General features: G+C 70.8%; 20 protein-coding genes and 1 tRNA gene. 8 read left to right on the top strand and 13 right to left on the bottom strand.

Annotation, left to right across the window (positions count from 1 at the left end; translation table 11 throughout):
* Positions 1–60: 60 nt before the first annotated feature.
* A complete protein-coding gene (locus tag ACH4PU_RS09085) occupies positions 61–396 on the bottom strand; it encodes a WhiB family transcriptional regulator (RefSeq protein ID WP_004939680.1) in 336 nt (111 codons plus the stop codon).
* A gap of 384 nt (positions 397–780) precedes the next feature.
* On the opposite strand from ACH4PU_RS09085, the gene ACH4PU_RS09080 reads away from it, so the two are divergent.
* Positions 781–2,967 carry a transglycosylase domain-containing protein gene (locus tag ACH4PU_RS09080; protein ID WP_398268233.1) on the top strand — a complete coding sequence of 729 codons (2,187 nt, stop codon included), beginning with the start codon at positions 781–783 and terminating at the stop codon, positions 2,965–2,967.
* A 90-nt stretch (positions 2,968–3,057) separates the two neighbouring features.
* On the opposite strand, the gene ACH4PU_RS09075 is transcribed toward ACH4PU_RS09080, so the two are convergent.
* The gene (locus ACH4PU_RS09075; RefSeq protein WP_152263176.1) at positions 3,058–3,519 is read right to left on the bottom strand and encodes a GatB/YqeY domain-containing protein; all 462 of its coding nucleotides are present in this window, start codon (positions 3,517–3,519) and stop codon (positions 3,058–3,060) included.
* A gap of 141 nt (positions 3,520–3,660) precedes the next feature.
* Here ACH4PU_RS09075 and ACH4PU_RS09070 point away from each other — a divergent pair, with 141 nt between their 5' ends.
* The 5 genes from ACH4PU_RS09070 to ACH4PU_RS09050 all read left to right on the top strand — a co-directional run bounded on the left by ACH4PU_RS09070 (position 3,661) and on the right by ACH4PU_RS09050 (position 7,705).
* Positions 3,661–4,590: a metallophosphoesterase gene (locus tag ACH4PU_RS09070; RefSeq protein ID WP_398268230.1), complete on the top strand. Its 930-nt coding sequence runs from the start codon at positions 3,661–3,663 to the stop codon at positions 4,588–4,590.
* 136 nt (positions 4,591–4,726) lie between these two features.
* A tRNA-Pro gene (locus ACH4PU_RS09065) sits at positions 4,727–4,800 on the top strand.
* Positions 4,801–5,067: 267 nt separating this feature from the next.
* Complete coding sequence (locus tag ACH4PU_RS09060; RefSeq protein WP_398268227.1) at positions 5,068–5,583, top strand: hypothetical protein; 516 nt, start codon at positions 5,068–5,070, stop codon at positions 5,581–5,583.
* A gap of 62 nt (positions 5,584–5,645) precedes the next feature.
* Positions 5,646–6,905, top strand: coding sequence for a sensor histidine kinase (locus ACH4PU_RS09055; RefSeq protein WP_398268224.1), 1,260 nt, complete (start codon positions 5,646–5,648; stop codon positions 6,903–6,905).
* Positions 6,902–7,705 carry a response regulator gene (locus tag ACH4PU_RS09050; RefSeq protein ID WP_398268221.1) on the top strand — a complete coding sequence of 268 codons (804 nt, stop codon included), beginning with the start codon at positions 6,902–6,904 and terminating at the stop codon, positions 7,703–7,705. The genes ACH4PU_RS09055 and ACH4PU_RS09050 overlap by 4 nt, the downstream gene beginning before the upstream one ends.
* Positions 7,706–7,738: 33 nt before the next feature.
* On the opposite strand, the gene ACH4PU_RS09045 is transcribed toward ACH4PU_RS09050, so the two are convergent.
* Entirely contained in the window at positions 7,739–8,194 is a 456-nt protein-coding gene (locus ACH4PU_RS09045; RefSeq protein ID WP_398268218.1) for a MarR family winged helix-turn-helix transcriptional regulator, read from the bottom strand.
* Positions 8,195–8,287: 93 nt separating this feature from the next.
* Between ACH4PU_RS09045 and ACH4PU_RS09040 the strand changes: the two genes are divergently transcribed.
* The gene (locus ACH4PU_RS09040) at positions 8,288–8,806 is read left to right on the top strand and encodes a phenolic acid decarboxylase (RefSeq protein WP_398268215.1); all 519 of its coding nucleotides are present in this window, start codon (positions 8,288–8,290) and stop codon (positions 8,804–8,806) included.
* A 93-nt stretch (positions 8,807–8,899) separates the two neighbouring features.
* Here ACH4PU_RS09040 and ACH4PU_RS09035 read toward each other — a convergent pair whose 3' ends face one another.
* On the bottom strand, positions 8,900–9,403 hold the full coding sequence (locus tag ACH4PU_RS09035) for a pyridoxamine 5'-phosphate oxidase family protein (protein WP_398268212.1): 504 nt from the start codon (positions 9,401–9,403) through the stop codon (positions 8,900–8,902).
* 211 nt (positions 9,404–9,614) lie between these two features.
* On the opposite strand from ACH4PU_RS09035, the gene ACH4PU_RS09030 reads away from it, so the two are divergent.
* Positions 9,615–11,435: a prolyl oligopeptidase family serine peptidase gene (locus tag ACH4PU_RS09030; RefSeq protein ID WP_398268515.1), complete on the top strand. Its 1,821-nt coding sequence runs from the start codon at positions 9,615–9,617 to the stop codon at positions 11,433–11,435.
* A gap of 154 nt (positions 11,436–11,589) precedes the next feature.
* On the opposite strand, the gene ACH4PU_RS09025 is transcribed toward ACH4PU_RS09030, so the two are convergent.
* The 9 genes from ACH4PU_RS09025 to recR form a co-directional block, all read right to left on the bottom strand.
* A complete protein-coding gene (locus ACH4PU_RS09025; protein ID WP_398268209.1) occupies positions 11,590–12,459 on the bottom strand; it encodes an SURF1 family protein in 870 nt (289 codons plus the stop codon).
* A gap of 79 nt (positions 12,460–12,538) precedes the next feature.
* Entirely contained in the window at positions 12,539–14,020 is a 1,482-nt protein-coding gene (locus ACH4PU_RS09020) for a hypothetical protein (RefSeq protein ID WP_398268206.1), read from the bottom strand.
* On the bottom strand, positions 14,017–14,619 hold the full coding sequence (locus tag ACH4PU_RS09015) for a SigE family RNA polymerase sigma factor (RefSeq protein WP_398268203.1): 603 nt from the start codon (positions 14,617–14,619) through the stop codon (positions 14,017–14,019). Before ACH4PU_RS09015 ends, ACH4PU_RS09020 begins: the two co-directional genes overlap by 4 nt.
* An 868-nt stretch (positions 14,620–15,487) precedes the next feature.
* Positions 15,488–16,759 (bottom strand): aspartate kinase, encoded by a 1,272-nt coding sequence (locus ACH4PU_RS09010; protein ID WP_185942413.1) that lies wholly within the window; start codon positions 16,757–16,759, stop codon positions 15,488–15,490.
* A gap of 246 nt (positions 16,760–17,005) precedes the next feature.
* Positions 17,006–17,584, bottom strand: coding sequence for a Uma2 family endonuclease (locus tag ACH4PU_RS09005; protein WP_398268200.1), 579 nt, complete (start codon positions 17,582–17,584; stop codon positions 17,006–17,008).
* A gap of 53 nt (positions 17,585–17,637) precedes the next feature.
* On the bottom strand, positions 17,638–18,855 hold the full coding sequence (locus ACH4PU_RS09000; protein ID WP_398268197.1) for a MarR family transcriptional regulator: 1,218 nt from the start codon (positions 18,853–18,855) through the stop codon (positions 17,638–17,640).
* Between the two features lie 379 nt (positions 18,856–19,234).
* The gene (locus ACH4PU_RS08995; protein ID WP_398268194.1) at positions 19,235–19,609 is read right to left on the bottom strand and encodes a hypothetical protein; all 375 of its coding nucleotides are present in this window, start codon (positions 19,607–19,609) and stop codon (positions 19,235–19,237) included.
* Positions 19,610–19,716: 107 nt separating this feature from the next.
* Positions 19,717–20,373, bottom strand: a complete 657-nt coding sequence (locus tag ACH4PU_RS08990; RefSeq protein WP_398268191.1) for a DUF5063 domain-containing protein — start codon at positions 20,371–20,373, stop codon at positions 19,717–19,719.
* Positions 20,366–20,965 (bottom strand): recombination mediator RecR, encoded by a 600-nt coding sequence (gene recR / locus ACH4PU_RS08985; protein ID WP_004939553.1) that lies wholly within the window; start codon positions 20,963–20,965, stop codon positions 20,366–20,368. Before recR ends, ACH4PU_RS08990 begins: the two co-directional genes overlap by 8 nt.
* Positions 20,966–21,043: the final 78 nt, after the last annotated feature.

Genomic DNA, 21,043 nt, shown 5'->3' with positions numbered 1-21,043 from the left:
GGCCGGAGGGGCCATAGGGAGCAGCAGGCCCTGACGCCGGCCCGCGTCAGCCCGGCCGGTCTACCCGGCCGCAGCGTACGCGTCGTACTCCTCCTCGCCCAGCGGCAGGAGGCCGGCGCCGCGCTCGTACTCGGTGCGGGCGGTCTCCAGCAGCCTGCGCCAGGACGTGACCGTCGGCCTGCGGCGCAGCAGTGCCCGCCGCTCGCGCTCGGTCATCCCGCCCCAGACGCCGAACTCGACGCGATTGTCGAGCGCGTCGGCCAGGCACTCGGTGCGGACCGGACACCCGGTGCAGACCGCCTTGGCCCTGTTCTGCGCTGCGCCCTGAACGAACAGTTCATCCGGATCGGTAGTGCGGCAGGCGGCCTGCGCACTCCAGTCGGTTACCCAGCCCATGCTGGCGCCGTCCTCTCCCGAATTGAGGCTCCCCCACGGCGGCAGCGGCATATTCACCGTTGCCAGTTGAGGACGTTACGGAAGCAGGACAGGGGGCAACACCCCCTTCGGGCCCAATCTTGAATGGCCCGAACGGACTATGCGTACGCGGCAGATCACCCAACGGAGTGACCTGACGACATCAAAGACTTTCCTGTGCAGACAGGGACACTTCACCCTTCTCGCACTGGACACCCAGTGACACACGCGGCAATACGGACACACCTCATCACCTACAGGAGTGAAGGCACGGGTGATGCTGAAGAAGCCGCAGTGGCTGGCGTAAAACAGCGTAGGCGAACACACGGGCGTCTGTCCGCCGAATGAGAACGTAGGCTTTCCTTCATGGCTATGAAGCGCTCGGGCGGGGGGGCCTCTTCAGGGGCCCAGCAGGCCGCCAAGTTCCTCGGCGTCAGCGTCCTCTCCGGAGTTCTGCTGGCCGGTCTGGCCCTGCCGGCCGTCGGCGCGTTCGGCCTGGCGGCCAAGGGGACGGTGGAGGGGTTCGACGAACTTCCCGCCAACCTCAAGACGCCCCCGCTCAGCCAGCGCACGATCATCCTCGACTCCGAAGGCGGGGAGATAGCCAAGGTCTACTCCCGCGACCGCACGGTCGTCCCGCTGAGCCGGATCTCCCCGTACATGCAGAAGGCGATCGTCGCCATCGAGGACGCGCGCTTCTACGAGCACGGCGCGGTCGACCTCAAGGGCGTGCTCCGCGCCGTCAATCGCAACGCCCAGAGCGGCGGCGTCTCCGAGGGCGCGTCCACGCTCACCCAGCAGTACGTCAAGAACGTCTTCATCGAGGAGGCCGGCGACGATCCGGAGAAGGTCGCCGTCGCCACGCAGCAGACCATCGGCCGCAAGGTCAAGGAGCTGAAGTACGCCATCCAGGTGGAGAAGGAGCTGGGCAAGCAGCGCATCCTCGCCAACTACCTGAACATCACCTTCTTCGGGCAGCAGGCGTACGGCGTGGAGGCCGCCTCCCAGCGCTACTTCAGCAAGCACGCCAAGGACCTCACCCTCGGGGAGTCCGCGCTGCTCGCCGGGATCGTCCAGTCGCCCAGCCGCTTCGACCCGGTCAACGCGCCCAAGGAGGCCGTCAAGCGGCGGAACCTGGTCCTCCAGCGGATGGCGGACCTGAAGAACATCACCCCCGCGCAGCTGGCCGCCGAGAAGGCGAAGCCGATCAAGCTCAACGTCAGCCGACCCAAGAGCGGCTGCATCACCGCCGTCAACGGCGCCGGCTTCTTCTGCGACTACGTCCGGCAGACCTTCCTCCAGGACCCCGCCTTCGGCAAGACGAAGGAAGCCCGCGCCAAGCGGTGGAACGAGGGCGGGATGACGATCCGCACCACCCTCGACCCGCAGACGCAGAAGTCGGTGCAGAAGTCGATCACCGACCACGTCTACCAGGGCGACCAGGTGGCCACCGCGATCTCCATCGTGGAGCCGGGGACGGGCAAGGTGCTGGGCATGGGCCAGTCGAAGCCGTACGGCTTCGGCAAGAACCAGACCCAGATCAACCTGTCGGCCAACCACGACATGGGCGGCTCGACCTACGGCTTCCAGCCCGGCTCCACCTTCAAGCCCATCATCGCGGCGGCGGCGCTGGAGGAGGGCAAGTCGGCGAACCAGGTGTACCCCTCGCCGTACAGCATGTCGTACCCGTCCGAGATCGAGGGCTGCAAGAGCACCTGGAAGAACGGCGGGGACACGGTCAGCAACGAGAACCGGAGCGAGGTCGGTCCGTACGGGATGGCCGAGGCGACCGCCAAGTCCGTCAACACCTACTTCATCCAGCTGCTGGAGGACGTCGGCCTCTGCCCCGCGGTGAAGATGGCGGACAAGCTGGGCCTCACGCTCACCCCGAAGAACCAGGTCCCCTCGATGGCCATCGGTGGTTCCCAGGGCATGGCCCCGCTGAACATGGCCGCCGCCTACGCGGCCTTCGCCAACCGGGGCACATACTGCACCCCCGTCGTCATCACCTCCGCCCTGGGCCCGAACGGCAAGCCGCTGAACATCCCCAAGGCGCAGTGCTCGCGCGCCATGTCCGAGCAGACGGCCGAGACGATCAGCACCCTGCTCAAGGGCGTCGTCGAGGACGGCACGGGCAAGGAGGCGGGCCTCAGCGGCCGCGACAGCGCGGGCAAGACGGGTACGACGGACGGCCGGAAGGCGGCCTGGTTCGTCGGCTACACCCCGAACATGGCCGGTGCCGTCTGGGTCGGCGGCGCGGGCGACGAGGTGCAGATGGAGGACATCACCATCGGCGGCGTCTACCACGCCCAGGTCTACGGCGGTGACACCCCCGGCCCGATCTGGCGCGACGCCATGAGCGGCGCCCTGGAGAACAGGTCCGCCCCCACCTTCGACATGGTGCCCGGCATCGACACCGGGGACTCCGACAAGGGGGACAAGAAGGGGAAGGGCAAGAAGGGCGGCGGCTCGGGCCGGCAGGGCAACAAGCCCGGCAAGAACGGGAAGAACGGAAAGCCCGACGGGAACGACAAGCCGGGCCGGGGGCACTGAGGCGCGAGGGATAAGAGGGAGGGGCTTGCCGGACCGTTCGCGGTCCGGCAAGCCCCTCCCTCTTATTTATGCGGTCCTGTCGTCGGCGCCCTAGGAGAGCTGCCGCTTGACCTCGGCGGAGACCCGGCCGCCCTCGGCGCGGTTGCCGACCTTGGGCTTGACGATCTTCATTACGGCGCCCATGGCCTTCGGCCCCTCGGCCCCGCCGCTCTTGGCCTCCGCCACGGCCTCGGCGACGAGCGCGGTGAGCTCCTCGTCCGACAGCTGCTGCGGCAGGTATCCGGCGAGCACCTCGCCCTCCGCCCGCTCCCGCTCGGCGGAGTCGGCCCGGCCGCCCTTCGCGAACGCGTCCGCGGCCTCGCGGCGCTTCTTCGCCTCGCGCGTGATCACCTTCAGGACCTCGTCGTCGGAGAGCTCACGGGCCTGCTTGCCCGCGGTCTCCTCGTAACCGATCGCGGAGAGGGTGAGACGGAGAGTGGCGGAGCGCAGCTCGTCGCGCGCCTTGATGGCGGCCGTGAGGTCGTCCTGGAGCTTTGCCTTGAGCGTGGTCATGCCGCAATCTTCGCATCCCGCCCCCGCCCGTGCCCCGCATTAACGACGGCATCCGCCTCCGCGGCCGCTCGCGTCCCACAACTCCCCTTGGCCACCCGGCCCGTGGCACGGCCGCACCCTGCCGTCTGCGACCATGGCCGTATGCGCGCGCGATACGCAGTACCCCTGGGAATCACAGCAGTCGGCGCGGCGGGCATCGCCTACGCCGCCGGCTTCGAAGTCCGCTCCTTCCGGCTCCGGCGGGTGACCGTGCCGGTCCTGCCGCCCGGGATGCGGCCGCTGCGGGTGCTGCAGGTCTCGGACATCCACATGGTGAGCGGGCAGCGCAAGAAGCAGCGCTGGCTGCAGTCCCTCGCCGGCCTGCGCCCCGACTTCGTGATCAACACCGGTGACAACCTCTCCGACCCGGAGGGCGTCCCCGAGACCCTGAACGCGCTCGGTCCGCTGATGCAGTTCCCCGGCGCCTACGTCTTCGGCTCGAACGACTACTACGGGCCCAAGCTGCGGAACCCGGCCCGCTACCTCTTCGAGAAGGCCAGCGGACGGCACGGCCTCAACGGCAACGCACCGGCCGTCGGCGTGATCCACAACCCCTGGGAGGGGCTGCGGGACGCCTTCGACAAGGCCGGCTGGGTCAACCTCACCAACACCCGGGGCCACCTGAAGATCGGCAGCAATGAGATCGCGCTCACCGGGCTCGACGACCCGCACATCAAGCGCGACCGGTACGACGCCGTCCAGGGCGGCCCGGTCCAGGACGCCGACTTCTCCCTCGGCGTCGTCCACGCCCCCTACCTGCGGGTCCTCGATGCCTTCACGGCCGACGGCTATCCCCTGATCCTCGCCGGCCACACCCACGGCGGGCAGCTCTGCATCCCCTTCTACGGGGCGCTGGTCACCAACTGCGACATCGACACCGACCGGGTCAAGGGCCTCTCCACCCACCGCGCCGGCGGCCACCGCTCGTACCTCCACGTCTCGGCCGGCTGCGGCACCAACCGCTACACCCCCGTCCGCTTCGCCTGCCCCCCCGAGGCCACCCTCCTCACCCTCACCCCACGCGACGCCTGACCCGCACCCCCGCCGAAGCCCCGCCGGGCCGCCCTCACACAACGAGGGCGGCCCCTTCCGCTCCCCCCACCTGCACCTCCCCGAGAACCGGATTTCGCCTCCCGGCTCCAGTCCGCTAAAGTAGAGCTCGTTGCAGCGGGGTGTAGCGCAGCTTGGCAGCGCGCTTCGTTCGGGACGAAGAGGTCGTGGGTTCAAATCCCGCCACCCCGACTTGGTTGCACAGGCCGGAGCCCTGATCCACAGAGTGGATCGGGGCTCCGGCTTTTTGGTGTGGTCGGTTGGGTGGCCACTGGGGTGCAGCGGGGCGCGTTGTGATGCGGGTCACGGGGTGGTCGGCTTTGTGGGGGGGGCGGGTCGGCGGAGGGGGGCGGCCGGGGCATCAACCCGTGGGTTGAGATGGTTCTCCACCCGGATTCCAACCGGTGGTCAACCCGGGGGCCGACGATCGGGAGGGCCGTTCGCAGCAGTCTTGGAGTTGTGAACACCACCGATTACATCGTCAACGGCATCCTCGTCCTGATCGTCCTGCGCCAGGTGCGCGGCGGACGGCTCGACCTGTCCAACCTGGTGCTGCCGGTCGTGCTGGTCGGCGCCACCGCCGCGTACTACCTGCGGGACGTGCCGACGGCCGGGAACGACCTCGTGCTGGAGCTGGTGCTGGCCGGCGCGGGGGCCGTGCTGGGGGTGCTCTGCGGGATCACGACGCGGCTCTGGCGCCGGAATGACGGGGTGTACGCCAAGGCGGGGGTCGCCGCCGCCGCGTTCTGGGTCTTCGGGATGGCGTTCCGGATGGGCTTCGTCTTCGCCGCCGACCATGGCGCGGGTGACGCCATAGCCGACTTCAGCCGGGCGCACGAGATCACCTCGTCCCAGGCGTGGGTGGCGGCCTTCGTCCTGATGGCGCTGTCCGAGGCGGTGGCCCGTCTGGTGGCGATCCGGTACCGGGGCTACCGGATGTCCTCCTCCCCCGCGATCCCCTCGGTGTCGGTGTGATCGCCGCACGTCAGAGGCCGGGCTCGCGTTTCGCGGGTCCGGCCGCGCCTATGCTGTCCGACATGAGTTCGACGCCGCCCGGCGGTCGTGCGGGGGACAGTCCGAGGGTCGCGGAGGCACGGTCGCGCGCGACCCTGCGCGCTCTGCGTCAGGGCACACGGATGCACCTGGCGCTCTGGGTGATCATGGTTTCCACCGCGCTGTCCGCCGTCCAGAGCCGCCCTCGTCCGGGCGTCGCCGGCGAACGCCTCGTCGTCAGCTTGGCGTTGACCGTGTGCGTACTGTCGCTGGCCTTCGCGGCACTGATCCGCCGCAGGCCGCCCGAGGCGGTCACCGTCGCGCTGTCGCTGGTCCTTGGGGGTGGCGGCAACGTCCTGGCGTTCCTTCAGCCGGGTTCGCTGATGGTCGTCCCCGTGTCCGCCGCCGTCGCGCTGCTCTTCGCGCGCCTGCGGCCCGGACTCGCCGTTCTGCCGGCGGTACCGCTGACCGCGGCGATCACCGTCGTCACCGTATGCGTCAGCACTTCCGGTAACGCGTTTCAGGAGGGGACGGCCGCAGCCCTGCTGTGCGCGGTGCTCGGTGCCGTCTGCATGTTCGCCCGCCAGGCCCGGCTGCGGCACGACCAGGCCGAGCTGCTGCTCGCCGAGCTGGAGGATTCCCGGGAGGCGCAGGCGCGGGCCGCCGCCGTCGCCGAGCGCACCCGCATCGCCCGGGAGCTGCACGATGTCCTCGCGCAGTCCCTGTCCGCGCTCGCCGTGCAGTTGGAAGGGGCCCGCAAGCTCGCCGAGCGGGACGGAGTCGCCCCGGCCCTGCACCAACTGATCGTCCGCAGCGGCGAACTGACGCGGGAGGGCCTCTCCGACGCACGGCAGGCCGTCGCCGCCCTACGTGGGGACGACGCGCCCGTCGCGGACCAACTCACCGCGCTGGTCGGCCGGTGCCGTCGCGACCTCGCGCTGCCCATCACCCTGTCGGTCTCGGGACAGCCCCGGACGCTGGCGCCGGAGGCGAACCTCGCGCTGTACCGGGGTGCGCAGGAGGCGCTGACCAACGCCGCACGGTACGCCCCCGGTTCGCCCACCACCGTCGTGCTGCGCTACACGCCGCAGGCCACCACACTGACCGTCTCAGACGAGGGCCGGGCCGCGGGCGCGCGGGACGACGACACCGGCGACGGCGTTCCGGCACCGCCCGCCGAAGCGTGGACGGGCGGCGGGAACGGTCTGCGGGGGATGCGCGAGCGCATCGAACGTGTCGGCGGCCGCAGCCACGCGGGACCCGCCGGGGAAGGGTGGACCGTGGAGATGGAGATACCGGTATGAGCGATTCCGTGGCTCCCATCCGGGTGCTGGTGGCCGACGACCAGCGGGTGACCCGCGAGGGCCTGATGCTGTTGGTCGGTCTGAACGAGGGCATGGAGGTGGCGGGCGGGGCGGCCGACGGCGCGGAGGCGGTGGCCCTGGCCTGTGAGCACCGAGCGGACGTCGTGCTCATGGACCTGGCGATGCCGGGGACGGACGGACTCGCCGCGACCCGGATGCTCCGCGAGCAGGCGCCGGGGATCGCCGTCCTGGTGCTGACGACGTACGCGGACGACTCGTCGGTCTTCCCCGTGCTGCGGGCGGGGGCGAAGGGGTATCTCACCAAGGACGCGGGCGCGGACGAGATCGAACGGGCGATCCGGGCCGTGCACGAGGGGCGGATCTGGATGGACCCGGTCGTTCAGGAACGTCTGATCGCGATCGTCACCGCCGGGGACCAGCTGCCCCCGTCCGGGACCGGCCCGGGCGGTTCGCCGCAGGACTCTCCAGCAGCCGCGCCCCGGCCGGCTCAACCGAGTCGACCGTCGCACGCGGCTCAGACTCTTCCGACGTCGCAGGGGTCTCAGACGTTTCAGACGACGCGGGACGTCTCCGCGCCTCCGCAGGATCGGCTGACCGCCCGGGAGACGGAGATCCTCACCCTGATCGCGGAGGGGCTGTCCAACGCCGAGATCAGCGAACGCCTCTTCCTCAGCCGCGCCACGGTCAAGACGCACATCAACCGCGTCTTCGCGAAGACCGGCGCCCGCGACCGCGCCCAGGCCGTCCGCTACGCCTACCGCTCCGGGCTGGTCGGCTGACGCCCGACACACGGCGCCTCGCGCCTCGGGTCGTCAGGCGCGCCGGCGGTCGGTCACGTCCCGTTGCTCCAGAGTGACCAGCAGGTCGGCCAGGGCGGGCAGGGCGTCGTCGATGGCCAGGCGGCCGTCCGGAGGCAGGGCGTCGAGGGCCCGGCGGAGGGCGGCGGTGCTGGTGCGGTCGTAGCGGTCCAACATGTCGAGGGCGCGCGGGGTGGCGGACAGGTGGACTGTGCGCAGGTCGGTGGCGGACGGGGTGCGCTCGACCAGCTCCGCGGCGGCCATGGTGCGGACGAGGTTGCTGATCGTGGAGGGGGCGGCGCGGAGGCGTACCGCCGCCTCGCGCGGGGTGATGCTCCCCGTTTCGGCGAGTACGCGCAGCAGCTCGATCTGCGCTTCCGGGAGGTCGGGGAGCCCTTCCGAACGGCGGGTGCGCAGCACGGCGCGGCGCAGGGGGCCGAGCAGCCGTCCGAGCTCTGTCGCGGTGTCCATGACTCCATTGTGCCGGTGAGGCTGTTTTGCATCAAATATGTTTTGCTGCAAAATGAAGTTGCCCGCACTTCAACAGCTCCTTGGAGGTAGATCATGGGTTCGCTCAGCGACCTCGTCCCGGCGCAGGACCTCTCCGGAATCGTCGGCCACCGGTTCATCTACACGTACGCCAACGGCTGGCAGTACGAGATGTACGTCAAGAACGACCACACCATCGACTACCGCATTCACAGCGGCCACGTCGGCGGGCGCTGGGTCAAGGACCAGGAAGTCGACCTGGTCCAGCTCGACGAGGACAGTTTCAAGGTGTCCTGGACCGAGCCCACCGGCACCTCGGTCGCCGTCAACATCATGCCGGGCAAGCGGCGCCTGCACGGCGTGATCTTCTTCCCGGACTGGATCCGGCGGCACGGCGAGCGGACCGTCTGCTTCCAGAACGACCACCTGGACGAGATGCGCGCCTACCGTGACGCCGGACCGACCTACCCCATCTACGTCGTCCCGGAGTTCGCCCGGATCACGCTCGATGAATACGTCGGTCCGGACGACGACTCGGTCATCTCCGTGGCTCCCGGCGACCTTCCGGAGGGCTGGGCCGAGCGCGTCGGCTGAGCGGACGGCACCCCGGTCCGGCCGGACCGGGCGGACCGGGCGGACCGGGCGGACCGGGCGGACCGATCAGGGGAGCCCGCTCGGTATCGTCCCTCACGGCTCCTTCTCCGGCTCGGGGTTGCGGAAGGTGAACATCTTTACGGGATCGATCCGGGCCCACGCCATGCCCTTGAGCCATCCGTCCCACAGTGCCCTCCCGTGCAGCTCGATCAGGTAGTTCTCCAGGTCCGGGTCCTCCGCCGGCGCCACCCGAACGGCCTTGCCGTGCACGGTGATCTGCAGCCGCTGGCCGTCGAAGAAGGTGGCGCTGACCGCGGGGCGGGCGCGGATGTGACGGACACGGACGGAATCCGGGCCGGATCCGAAGTGGAAGCGGCCCCGGTAGAAGTGCCCGTCGACGGGGCCGATCCGGGGGTCGCCCGAGGTGCCGGCGGTGGCCAGCGCCATGATCTTGATGCCGTCGAGCGCGGCCACGACTCCGGCGGCGTCCATCCGGCGGTCCTCGCCGATGATCCGCCGCAGATGAGGGCCCGCCCCTGCGTAGCTGTCGTCGAGCAGGCGCTGGAGAGCTTTCATGTCTTCCGGCGTCTCGTACATGTTCCCCACTATGAGTCACGCCACTGACAGCGGCCGGCGAAATGCCCGGCATCCGGCTCGGTCGGCTGGACAACCACCCGTGGGAGTCACGGAGTTATCCACAAGCGGGTGGTTGTCCACAGACTCGGTGCCGTCCGGGCCGGATGTCGGTGGTCCGGCGCAGAATGGGGGCATGACTGAGAGCAACGGGGCCCTGCGGGGCGACGAGTCCATGCCCGACTGGGAGAAGCGCTTCCGGGCGCCCCGCACGGGGCTGCCCGGATGGGCGGAAGAGGCGCCGGACCGCTCGCTGTTCACCTCCAACGCGACGGGCACCTACGAGGTGTACGCGTGGGACCGGGCGAGCGGTGAGCGGCGGCAGGTGACGAACCGCCCCAACGGCACCACGGGCGGGATACTGACGCCGGACGGCGAGTGGATCTGGTGGTTCTCGGACACGGACGGCGACGAGTTCGGCGTCTGGATGCGACAGCCCTTCCACGGCGGGGCGGACGAGCCGGCGGTGCCCGGTCTGGAGCCCTCCTACCCGAGCGGGCTGGCCCTGGGCCGAGGCGGCACGGCGGTCGTCGGCCGGTCCACCGACAAGTCCGGCTCGTCGGTTCACGTGGCCCGCCCGGGCGCGGAGCCGGTGGAGATCTACCGCCACGACGAGTCGGCCGTGGTCGCCGGGCTCTCGCACGACAGCACCCTGATCGCGATAGAGCACACCGAGCACGGCGACGCCATGCACTCGGCGGTGCGGATCCTCCGGCTGGACGGCACGACCGTGGCCGAGCTGGACGACACCCAGGGCGGCACCCAGGAGCTCGGGCTGTCGGTGACGGCCTTCTCCCCCGTCCCCGGCGACTCCCGGCTGCTCCTCGGCCACCAGCGGCGCGGCCGGTGGGAGCCCCTGCTGTGGGACGCGGTCACCGGCGAGGAGACCGTGATATCCCTCGACCTCCCCGGCGATCTGGAAGCCGACTGGTACCCGGACGGTTCGGCTCTGCTCGTCGAGCACAGCCACCACGCCCGCACCGAGCTGTGGCGCTACGACCTGGCGGACGGTTCCCTGAGCCGTCTCGACACCCCCTCGGGCACGGTGTCCGGTGCCCTGGCGCGCCCCGACGGGTCGGTGGAGTTCCTCTGGTCCTCGGCGGAGAAACCGCCCGTGGTCCGCTCCACGGCGGGGCACGTGGTGCTGGAGGCTCCGGCCGGGGCGGACGGTGTGATCCGGGCGCCCGAGTCGGTCCCGGTGGAGGACATATGGGTGGACGGGCCCGGCGGCAGGGTCCACGCCCTGCTGCAGAAGCCGGCGGGCGAGGGCCCCTTCCCGACCGTCTTCGAGATCCACGGTGGCCCGACCTGGCACGACAGCGACGCCTTCGCCGCCGGCCCGGCGGCCTGGGTGGACCACGGCTTCGCGGTCGTCCGGGTGAACTACCGAGGCTCCACCGGCTACGGCCGGGCGTGGACGGACGCGCTCAAGCACCGCGTCGGGCTGATCGAGCTGGAGGACATCGCGGCCGTCCGCGAGCACGTCGTCGCCTCCGGACTCGCCGACCCCGAGAAGCTGGTGCTGGCGGGCGGCTCGTGGGGCGGATACCTGACGCTGCTGGGCGTGGGCACGCAGCCCGGCGCCTGGACGGTGGGCCTGGCCGCCGTGCCCGTCGCCGACTACGTCACGGCGTACCACGACGAGATGGAGGCGCTGAAGGCCCTCGACCGCACTCTGCTCGGCGGCACTCCCGAGGAGGTACCGGAGCGCTTCGCCGCCTCGTCACCGATCACTTACGTGGACGAGGTCCGGGCGCCGGTCTACATCTCGGCCGGTGTGAACGACCCCCGGTGCCCCATACGCCAGGTGGAGAACTACGTGCGGCGGCTCGAGGAGCGCGGTCACCCGCACGAGGTATACCGGTACGACGCCGGCCACGGCTCGCTGGTCGTGGAGGAACGGATCAAGCAGCTCCGGCTGGAGATCGCTTTCGCGGAGCGTCACCTGGGCCTTCGGGACGGCCGCCCGGAGGACCGGAGCGCCGCACCGGCTTGATGCTCGGGCGTCGGGCATCCGGACATCGGACGCCCGGACGTCGGACGGGCGCCCGGGCATCGGATGCCTGGTGCCTGTGCAGGTGCAGGGCCCCGGCCGGAGGCGGGGCTCTGCGTCCGGCGGCGGGCGGGGGTCCGGCCGGGAACCGGGTTCGTCAGGCCACGGGCGTCTGGTCGGGCGCAGTGGCTTGGCCGGCCGCCGGGGCCTTGCCCGCCGCGGCGGATGCGGTAGCCGCGACGACCGGACCCGGGTCCGGGGCGATGCCCAGGGCCGCGTCCCGCGCGGCCTCGGCCTCGCGCCGGAACAGCCGGAACCACATGAAGAGCACGAAGCCCACGAAGACGAACCACTCACCGGTGTAACCGAGGTTCTGGAACGCCTTGAGGTCCAGGCCGGTGTTGGGCGGAGCGGCCGGGGGCACCGGGGTCAGGGGGGCGGGCGCGTCCGTCGCCGTGATCCAGGCGTCGTACACCTGATAGGGAAGGAGGTTGACCAGTGAAGCGGCACTGATGACGCCCAGTTGCCCGGTGGGCAGGCCGCCGGTGTGTACGCCCTTCGACGTCGCGCTCTCCGACGACTGGAGCGCGCCGGCGACGGTGACCCGGCCGGGCGGCGGGGCCGGCACCTTGGCCGTATCCGCCTTGGAGTCGGCGTCGCCGGGTACCCAGCCGCGGACCACAGGCAGCGCCTTGCCGTCGTCGGTGCGCAGCGGCGTCAGGACGTAGAAGCCCTTGCGGTCGTCGAGGTCGCGGTCGGGCACGAGCAGCTGGTGCTCGGTGTCGTAGCGGCCGGTGGCACTGGCCTTGCGTCCCGAGGTCTCCGTCGTCACCGGCAGCAGTTCGCGCAGCGGCGTGGCGGCGGCACGGCGCGCCTCGTCGGCCTGGGTCTGCTGTTCGTGGTGCGAGTCGACGCGGGTCTCGAAGCGGCCGAGCTGCCAGCTGCCCATGAAGAGACAGAAGGGGATGGCGAGCACGGCGAAGACGTTGATCCCCCACCAGCGAGGAGTCAGCAGGAACCGGTACACACCTCCACGGTACGGGGAACGCGGAGCGTGACGGCAGGCGGCCCTCGGGTTGGGCCGCCCCGCGGGGCCGGTTCGCGGTCTACGTGGGCGGGGCGACGGCCGGGAGGGCGCCCGTGTGGTAGACGGTTCCGGCGCACACGTCGGGGATGCGGGCCTCCGCCGCGGCCGGTTCACCGGCCACCGGGGTGTTGGTGAGGGTGACGCTGCCCGTCGGCGCCGGCGGGGCGGGCGTCTCAGGCGACACGACGGCGGGACGGGAGGGGGTGGGAGAGGCGACGGGGGCGTCGGCGTCCCGGCCGACCGGTTTGCCGGGGGCACTGGCGGCGGCGGGCGGCGTGGCGGTGTCGCCGGCCTTGGTACAGCCAGTCGCTCCGCTGTTCGTGGCCGGGATCCAGGCGAACTTCACCTCGTACGCCTGCCCCGGTCGGAGGACCACCGTGCGGGGTGCCCCCTCAGGGTCGGGGAGGCCGGCCGCCGGATCGCCGGCGGTGTGGTCCACGACGGAGACGCGCGCCTTCTGCGCGCCGCCGCCGGTCTGGGCCACGAGTGCTCCAGGGCCGGTCACGGCACACAGGGCGTGCGAGACGTTGACGATGCGGAAGGCGCCGTACACGCGGCCCGTGGCGTCGGCGGCGCCGACCGTTCCCGAACCCTTGCCGAGCTGGGCGCGGCCGCAGGTCGGAGCGGCGGCGCTGTGGGTGGCGCCGGGGGTCGGGGAGGTGCTGCCGGCGGTGCCGTGGGGACGGCTCGGTTCCCGGCTCGCCTCGGGGGTGCCGGCCTCACCGCCCGGCTGCTCGACACGGCGCTCGCCACGGGCGGCCGTTCCGCCGCCAGGCCGTGCGGTATCGGCGGGGCCGCCCTCGCGTTCTCCCCCTCCGACCGTCTCCTCGGCATGCCGGTGGCTGTTCGCGGCATTGGCGGGGCGGTCGTCGGAACCGAGGACTCCGACGGTGTCGGCGACGTGCATCAGAGCGGGCACCGCCGCCCCCACCAGCACCACGGCCGCCACCGCGCCGCCCAGCGCCTGACGTCGGCGGGTGCGCCGGGCGGGTACGGCACGGCGCAGGTGTTCCAGCGCGTCGTCGGAGGGTTCGAGGTTCTCGACGGCCCCCTGCAGCATCCGGCGCAGCGCCTGCTCGTCGAGGGGCCGGTCGCTTGGGGGGCTTCCGTAAGGCCGCGCGCCGCGCGGCTGCGCGCCGGGTGAGTGCGCGCCGAGTGAGGGCGCGCCGAGTGAGGGCGCGCCGTGCGACTGGATGCCGTGCGGCCGCGGGTCGTGCGGTTGCCCGTCGTACGGCTGCGCCTCCTGCGGCCGCTCGGCGTGCGGCCGCGTGTCGTGTGACTGCGAGTCGTGTGACTGCGAGTCGTGCGGCTGCGAGTCGTGTGGGCGTCGGTCCGGAAACTGGTCGTTCACGTGCTGCTCGTTCGGGTGCTGTTCGCCCGGGCGCGGCGGTGCGGCGGGCGGCGGTCCGGGGTGGGGGGACGTCGGCTCGTTCGGGGAGGACGTCCATCGGTTGCCGTGGCGGCCGCGGAAGCGGCCGTCGCCCGGATTGCGGTGGTTCATGCCGGAGCCTCCATGGCGACACGGAGCGCGGCGATGCCCCGTGAGCCGTACGCCTTGACCGAGCCGATCGAGAGGCCCAGCACCTCGGCGACCTGGGCCTCGGTCATGTCGGCGAAGTACCGCAGGACGAGCACCTCACGCTGCCGGCGCTGCAGGCCGCGCATCGCCTTGATCAATTGGTCTCGCTCCAGCTGTTCGTACGCCCCCTCCTCGGCGCTCGCCATGTCGGGCATCGGCTTGGAGAGCAGCTTGAGGCCCAGGATGCGGCGGCGCAGCGCGGAGCGGGACAGGTTGACGACAGTCTGCCGCAGGTAGGCCAGGGTCTTTTCCGGCTCCCGGACCCGGTTGCGGGCGGAATGCACCCGGATGAAAGCTTCCTGCACGACGTCCTCGCAGGACGCGGTGTCGTCCAGGAGCAGCGCGGCCAGTCCGAGCAGCGACCGGTAGTGCGCCCGGTAGGTCTCCGTGAGGTGATCGACCGTGGTGCCGACGGCCATCGCCGCGTCGGCGGTCCCCGGCCGAACGTCGGCGGCCTGACGCGCCCCGGGCTGCGGCAGCGCGGTCACCGGGGCATGGGTCACCGGGGCATGGGTCACCACGCTCTGGGCTTCACCGGTCTGCGCGTCGGCGGCCCGGCCCCGGGTGGGCTGGGCCGGAATACGAGCCGTCCGCTCGGACGTGGCGGACGCAGCAGACGTGGTGGACGCAGCGGACGCGGCAGAAGCGGCGGACGAGGCGGAGGAAGCGGACGAAGCAGCGGCAGACGTCGTACCGGATTCAGAACCCGGAGCGGAAGACGACGGGGGCCGAGGGGCGATCACCGGCATACCGCCCACAGCCCGCGTACGCGAGCGCGCGGCGACGCTTCCGCGCCTCGGGACCGTTGCGATGCTGATGACCTCTGCCACGCCTGTTGGACACGCTTCCCCCCGACAGGGTTGTACGCGCTCGGCGCCCCGGCCGCCGACGTGTCACGGACCGCCGCGCCGTGTGCCGCCATGCGTACCAGCCCTCCTCATGCCGCGAAACGCCCTGATCCCGGCCGCCTTGAGCGAAGGCGGCGAGCAGGCTCCCGCCGGGCGGCCGGTCCTGGCGCCGGACGGGCACCGCGGTCCTGCCGCGCCCGTGCCACCGCCGGTCAGGGGCGGCGGAAAACGCGCGAAACGGGAAGCGCCTGCTCGAACGGAGCGTCCGCGCAGTTCAAGGGGCCCGGATCAATGGCTTGATCACAGAACCTTCACACGTTCCCCAGTATTGCGGAGCACCCGTCCCCGCCGCCACGAGTTCTCCGATCCGGAGACGGCGGGATACGGACCCGGAGCCACCGCTCGGACGCTCACCGACGGCGGGTGCGGCGAAGGCGAGGAGACAAACCACCTGCCCCACAAGCACGTTGACGAAACAGGCGGCGCCGATGTCGTCACGACGACGGCGCCGCCGGCCCTGCCCCCCGTGACCGTCAGCGGGTCAGCGCCCGGTGCCGCCGTACACGACCGCCTCGTCCGTGTCGCTGTCCAGGCCGAACGCGGTGTGGACGGCGCGGACGGCCTCGTTCACGTCGTCGGCGCGCGTGACGACCGAGATGCGGATCTCGGAGGTCGAGATGAGCTCGATGTTCACGCCCGCGTTGGACAGCGCCTCGAAGAAAGCCGCCGTGACGCCCGGGTTGGTCTTCATACCCGCGCCGACGAGGGAGATCTTGGCGATCTGGTCGTCGTAGCGCAGGTGCTCGAAGCCGACGCGGCCCTTGGTCTTCTCCAGCGCCTCGATCGCCTTGCGGCCCTCGGCCTTCGGCAGGGTGAAGGAGATGTCCGTCAGACCGGTGGACGCCGCCGAGACGTTCTGGACCACCATGTCGATGTTGATCTCGGCGTCCGCCACCGCACGGAAGATCGTCGCGGCCTCGCCCGGCTTGTCGGGCACCCCGACGACCGTGACCTTCGCCTCGGACGTGTCGTGCGCGACACCCGAGATGATCGCCTGCTCCACCGGCTGACCTCCTGGAGGCTCGTTGCTCACCCATGTGCCCTTGAGCCCCGAGAAGGACGACCGCACATGGATCGGGATGTTGTAACGGCGCGCGTACTCGACGCAGCGGTGCAGCAGCACCTTCGAACCGGAGCTCGCCAGCTCCAGCATGTCCTCGAACGAGATCCACTCGATCTTGCGCGCCTTCTTCACCACGCGCGGATCGGCGGTGAACACGCCGTCGACGTCCGTGTAGATCTCGCAGACCTCGGCGTCCAGCGCGGCGGCGAGGGCGACGGCGGTGGTGTCCGACCCGCCCCGGCCCAGCGTCGTGATGTCCTTCTTGTCCTGGGACACACCCTGGAAGCCGGCCACGATCGCGATGTTGCCCGCGTCGACCGACTGCTGGATGCGCCCGGGCGTGACATCGATGATGCGCGCCTTGTTGTGGACCGAGTCCGTGATGACGCCGGCCTGGCTGCCCGTGAACGACTGCGCTTCATGGCCGAGCGTTTTGATCGCCATGGCCAGCAGCGCCATGGAGATGCGCTCTCCGGCGGTCAGCAGCATGTCGAACTCTCGCCCGGCAGGGATCGGCGATACCTGCTCGGCGAGGTCGATCAGCTCATCCGTCGTGTCACCCATCGCGGAAACCACGACAACGACCTGGTGGCCGTTCTTCTTGGCTTCCACGATTCGCTTGGCAACCCGCTTGATGCCTTCGGCATCGGCAACGGAGGAGCCTCCGTACTTCTGCACGACAAGGCCCACGTGCGCTCCTCGCAGCTCTGTGTAATGCGGTCGGCTCAGTCTAACGAGCGGCGGGAATGCGCCCCGGGGGAGCCGCATGCTGAGACGTCGGCGCGCGTTTCTCCGGGGACTTCCGGGGGCTCCGGGGGGCTTCCGCGAGGCTTCCGAGTGCGCCCGTAAGGGGCGTGGGAAAGCCCCGACGAGCCCCTTACGGGAACTCCGGGGCGCCCCCTGCGGGAGAAACGGGAGTTCTTGCGGTGAGGCCCCTTAGTGGACGTACTTTTTCAACTGGTCTGTCTCCAGAGCGATGCCGACCGGGTCGGGAATCTCCACGACCGACCCGTACGGGTACGAATTCCGGGTCCGGTACTTCCCCTTCCCCGGCTCGCTGTAGACGGTCACCTCGCATGCGTCACGATCGATGAGCAGATAGACGGGGATGCCCGCGGCGGCGTACCCGTCGCGCTTCTCCCGGCGGTCCCGCCGGTCGGTGTCACCGTCGTACGAGGTGACGTCGATCGTCATCAGCACACCGTCCGGATCCGCCCACTCCCCCTGTCCGACGAAGTGGTCTCGTGGCACAAGCGCGCCGTCCGCACGAGCCCGGCCGGTGCGGTAGCCCTCGACCTTGAGTCCCTGCTCTGGGTATAGACGCAGTTCAGAGCGTTGCTGCATGCATCGCTCCAAGAGCCACATGATGATCGCTCCGTGATCCCCGTCCGGCACCGGCTTGACCTCTAGCCTTCCATTGACGAATTCCAGGCGCACGGTCTCTGGTGCCGCGTGCGCGAGCTCTTCGAAGTCCTCGACGCTCATCTGGGGCCAGCCGGCGGCGCTGCGTGTCATGGTGTCGCCTCCTCGCCCCCATGGTGCCCCTACGGGAGCGTCCTGTGTGACAGTCACTCGGCTGTGGCCTCCTCCGTTTCGACCGGTCCCCGCCCGGGCCGCCGACGGCCGGCGGCACGGGCAGGGCGCGCTTTGTACTCCCACCGGGAGCGGAAACCGGCCCGTCCGTGTGCCACGCCGCGCCGTACGTGGGCCACCAGCTCGTCGAAGTCGCCGGGCAGCGGCTCGGGTTCCTCCGGGACGGCGCACGTCAAGCAGAGACCCGCGCCATCACGGGTGGCCGCGTCGGTTCCGTGGCAGACGGCGCAGGCGACGTGGCTCCGGGCGACGATTTCGGCCGCACCCTCCGGCTGCGGGAGCGGTGGGGGTGGCGGAGGTGGCGGAGGTGACAGGGACGGCCGGTACGGGATGGGCGGCATCTTGCTTTCCAGCCGTTTCCGCACGAGGGCGGCCGGATTGTGGATCTGCGGCGGCAGCCCGTTCGACAGGGCCGCCAACAGCTGTTCCCTGTTCACCTGACGCGCCAGCCACTCGGCGGCGAGCGGTTCGAGGGCGGAGCAGTCGGCGGCGGACAGGGTCAGACGAGGATCCCGGCTCCCGAGCAGGGCGAGGGCACGGTAGGCGGGGGAGGGACGGGATGGGCTGGACGCTTGGGGCGGGTGAGGTAGGAGAGGTGGGCGGGGTGAATCGGGTGCGCGGGACGACGGGTGGAGGTTGTGTACGGGCGCGGGCTCGTCCCGTACGAGGTCGGGGGCGCCCCCTACGGGCCCGGCGCCCCCTACGGGCTCGGCCTCCCCGACCAGTTCCGCATCCCCTACGGGTTCCGTGTCCCGCACAGGCTCCGCATCCCCTACAGGCTCTCGAAGTACGTCCAGGTGGTGCGCGGCTTCCCACGCGCCCCCGTCGGGCAACATGCCCTCCGCCACGCTCTCCCACCACTCCCGCGGGCGCGGCGTCCGGGAGAAGAAGGTGCAGGTGACCCAGCGCGAACCGTGTTCCCCGATCACCTGCATCCGCTTGCTGATCAAGTGCCCGGCCGCGACAAGGTTCCTGAGTGCCGTGCGGCACGCGGCCTGGCCGTAGTTCGGCAGCAGTTTGGCCAGGGTCTTCGCGTCCATCGCCGCGCCCTCGGGGAGGCGGTCGACGAACACCGCGATCGACGCCTCGCGAGCGGGCAGGTGCGCGAAGTCGGCACGTGCGCGCGGATGTTGGTCCGGCGCCTCGCGCTTCCCGAACCCCGGCTTCGCCATGGGGTATGCGGGGGTGGGCATGACAGCACTAGCATGGGCGGCAGCCACAGATCGCCTTTTCCGATCTCGTAGGTCAGACCCCGGACCCGGTGTTGGCGCACCGACCGGGGTCGTTTGTTGTCGCGAACGCTAGAGGTTCCCCACCGACCGTCGCAAGCTGATCACTGAACGTCATCTCCCCTGTGGTATACGCGCGTTGCCGCGCGCGAGGGGTGGGTGGGTGGGAAAACTCAATCCACCCCCCCGTTCCGCATAAAGAAAGCTCGGGTCTCGAAGCTCGGAGCTCCGAAGCTTGAGCCCCAGGGGCGAAGTCGGGAATTTCGCCGCTCGTCGCCGTGTGCGCTCCAAGCTCCAAGCTCCGGGCCCCGAGCTTCGGGGTTTCCCGCACCGTCTGAACCGCTTACACCGCCGACGGCCACACGCGACGCACGCATCGGTCAAGGTGAGCGGGGAATTCCGCGACCGAGGTGAAGTGCGGGGTGGGGAGCGATCCGAAGTCGTCCCCGTCCCCGTCCGCGTCCGCGCAGAAGTCGATGTCGGCCCAGCCGCCGCGGAACAGGACGACGTGGAGTTCGGTGTCGTTCGGGCCTGTGAGCACGAGGCCGACGGAGTCGGGGTCGTGGACCGACGCCCGTTCGGTGAGGAGGGGCCGCGGCCAGGATGCGGTCTCGTCACGCCACGTCAGGGGCTGCGCCGCGAGACCCAGGGCTTGCCAGCGGGGAAGACGTTCCGCGATCGCGGCGGCAGCCTGGTCGAGATCGATGGTCCGGTCCATGACGAGGATCGTTCCGCCTGAAGCGACGCACTGCTACGGAATATCCGTTCCGCATGCCTGCGTCGCCACCAGACAGGTCCCTTGGCGGGCGCGAGCGCGAGCGTCCGTCAGAGCGAGCGCAGCCGCGCCGTTCCGCCGATTTCCGCGGCCATGACGCGTCCGGCCTCCTCCTCCAGTTGCTCCTCCGTGCCGACGGTGTCCGTGTCGAGCCCGTCGAGTTCGTCGAGGGGCTGGTCGAGGCGGACGTGGGCGACGAGGGACTGGAGGGCGCGGAGGCAGGCGGAGGCGGTGGGGCCCCAGTTGGAGAGGTACGAGAACTGCCACCACCACAGCGCCTCGCTGACGCGGCCGTCCCGGTAGTGGGCCATGCCGTGCCGGAGGTCGGTGATGATGTCGGCGAGGTCGTCGGAGATCCGGCAGGCGACGGGGGCGCTGCGCGGGACGTACGGATCGAAGACCTCGGAGTAGACGTCGACCGGGTCGAGGAGCGTGGCGAACCGTTCGCGGAGCTCGTCGACGTCGGGCTCCGGGCCCACGTCGGGCTCGTAGCGCTCGTCGGGCAGGAAGTCCTCGTGCGCTCCGAGCCGGCCGCCGGTGAGGATGAGCTGGGAGAGCTCCAGCAGCAGGAACGGAACGGCACTGTCCGGTTCATCGCCCCGGGACACCTCGGTGACGGCGACGATGAAGCTCTCGATCGAGTCGGCGACGGAGACGACGAAGTCGTCCGGTTCGCGCTTGGCGTCGTGAAGCGTTGCGTCAGACATCGAGAAGTCGTCTCCCTTCGAAGGCACGCCCGAGCGTGACCTCGTCGGCATATTCCAAGTCTCCGCCCACAGGCAGCCCGCTGGCGAGCCGGGTGACTTTGAGTCCCATCGGCTTCACCATGCGCGCCAGGTACGTGGCCGTGGCCTCGCCCTCGAGGTTGGGGTCGGTGGCGAGGATCAGCTCGGTGACGGCACCGTCCGCGAGCCGGGCCAGCAGCTCGCGGATGCGCAGATCGTCGGGACCGACGCCCTCGATGGGGCTGATGGCCCCGCCGAGGACGTGATAGCGGCCGCGGAACTCACGCGTCCGCTCGATGGCGACGACGTCCTTGGGCTCCTCCACGACGCAGATGACGGCCGGGTCGCGGCGCGGGTCCTGGCAGACCCGGCACCGCTCCTCCTGCGCCACGTTGCCGCAGACGGCACAGAACCGGACCTTGGCCTTGACCTCGGTCAGGGCCTGGGCGAGCCGACGGACGTCGGTCGGCTCGGCCTGGAGGATGTGGAAGGCGATCCGCTGCGCGCTCTTCGGACCGATGCCGGGCAGCCTGCCCAGCTCGTCGATGAGGTCCTGGACCACGCCTTCATACACGGATCGGGTTCTCCTTCTGGGATTCGGACGGCCGGGGCCCGGGGGCCCGGGTGGCCGGAGGTTCAGGCGGCCGGACGG

It is taken from the genome of Streptomyces sp. NPDC021100, from assembly GCF_044333095.1.
Taxonomy (GTDB): Bacteria; Actinomycetota; Actinomycetes; order Streptomycetales; family Streptomycetaceae; genus Streptomyces.
This window is presented reverse-complemented; position numbering and strand designations above follow the sequence as displayed.

Coding starts and splice junctions, on each gene's coding strand:
- ACH4PU_RS09085 (WP_004939680.1), bottom strand. CDS start 396: ATGGGCTGGGTAACCGACTGGAGTGCGCAGGCCGCCTGCCGCACTACC.
- ACH4PU_RS09080 (WP_398268233.1), top strand. CDS start 781: ATGGCTATGAAGCGCTCGGGCGGGGGGGCCTCTTCAGGGGCCCAGCAG.
- ACH4PU_RS09075 (WP_152263176.1), bottom strand. CDS start 3,519: ATGACCACGCTCAAGGCAAAGCTCCAGGACGACCTCACGGCCGCCATC.
- ACH4PU_RS09070 (WP_398268230.1), top strand. CDS start 3,661: ATGCGCGCGCGATACGCAGTACCCCTGGGAATCACAGCAGTCGGCGCG.
- ACH4PU_RS09055 (WP_398268224.1), top strand. CDS start 5,646: ATGAGTTCGACGCCGCCCGGCGGTCGTGCGGGGGACAGTCCGAGGGTC.
- ACH4PU_RS09050 (WP_398268221.1), top strand. CDS start 6,902: ATGAGCGATTCCGTGGCTCCCATCCGGGTGCTGGTGGCCGACGACCAG.
- ACH4PU_RS09045 (WP_398268218.1), bottom strand. CDS start 8,194: ATGGACACCGCGACAGAGCTCGGACGGCTGCTCGGCCCCCTGCGCCGC.
- ACH4PU_RS09040 (WP_398268215.1), top strand. CDS start 8,288: ATGGGTTCGCTCAGCGACCTCGTCCCGGCGCAGGACCTCTCCGGAATC.
- ACH4PU_RS09035 (WP_398268212.1), bottom strand. CDS start 9,403: ATGTACGAGACGCCGGAAGACATGAAAGCTCTCCAGCGCCTGCTCGAC.
- ACH4PU_RS09030 (WP_398268515.1), top strand. CDS start 9,615: ATGCCCGACTGGGAGAAGCGCTTCCGGGCGCCCCGCACGGGGCTGCCC.
- ACH4PU_RS09020 (WP_398268206.1), bottom strand. CDS start 14,020: ATGAACCACCGCAATCCGGGCGACGGCCGCTTCCGCGGCCGCCACGGC.
- ACH4PU_RS09005 (WP_398268200.1), bottom strand. CDS start 17,584: ATGACACGCAGCGCCGCCGGCTGGCCCCAGATGAGCGTCGAGGACTTC.
- ACH4PU_RS09000 (WP_398268197.1), bottom strand. CDS start 18,855: ATGCCCACCCCCGCATACCCCATGGCGAAGCCGGGGTTCGGGAAGCGC.
- ACH4PU_RS08995 (WP_398268194.1), bottom strand. CDS start 19,609: ATGGACCGGACCATCGATCTCGACCAGGCTGCCGCCGCGATCGCGGAA.
- ACH4PU_RS08990 (WP_398268191.1), bottom strand. CDS start 20,373: ATGTCTGACGCAACGCTTCACGACGCCAAGCGCGAACCGGACGACTTC.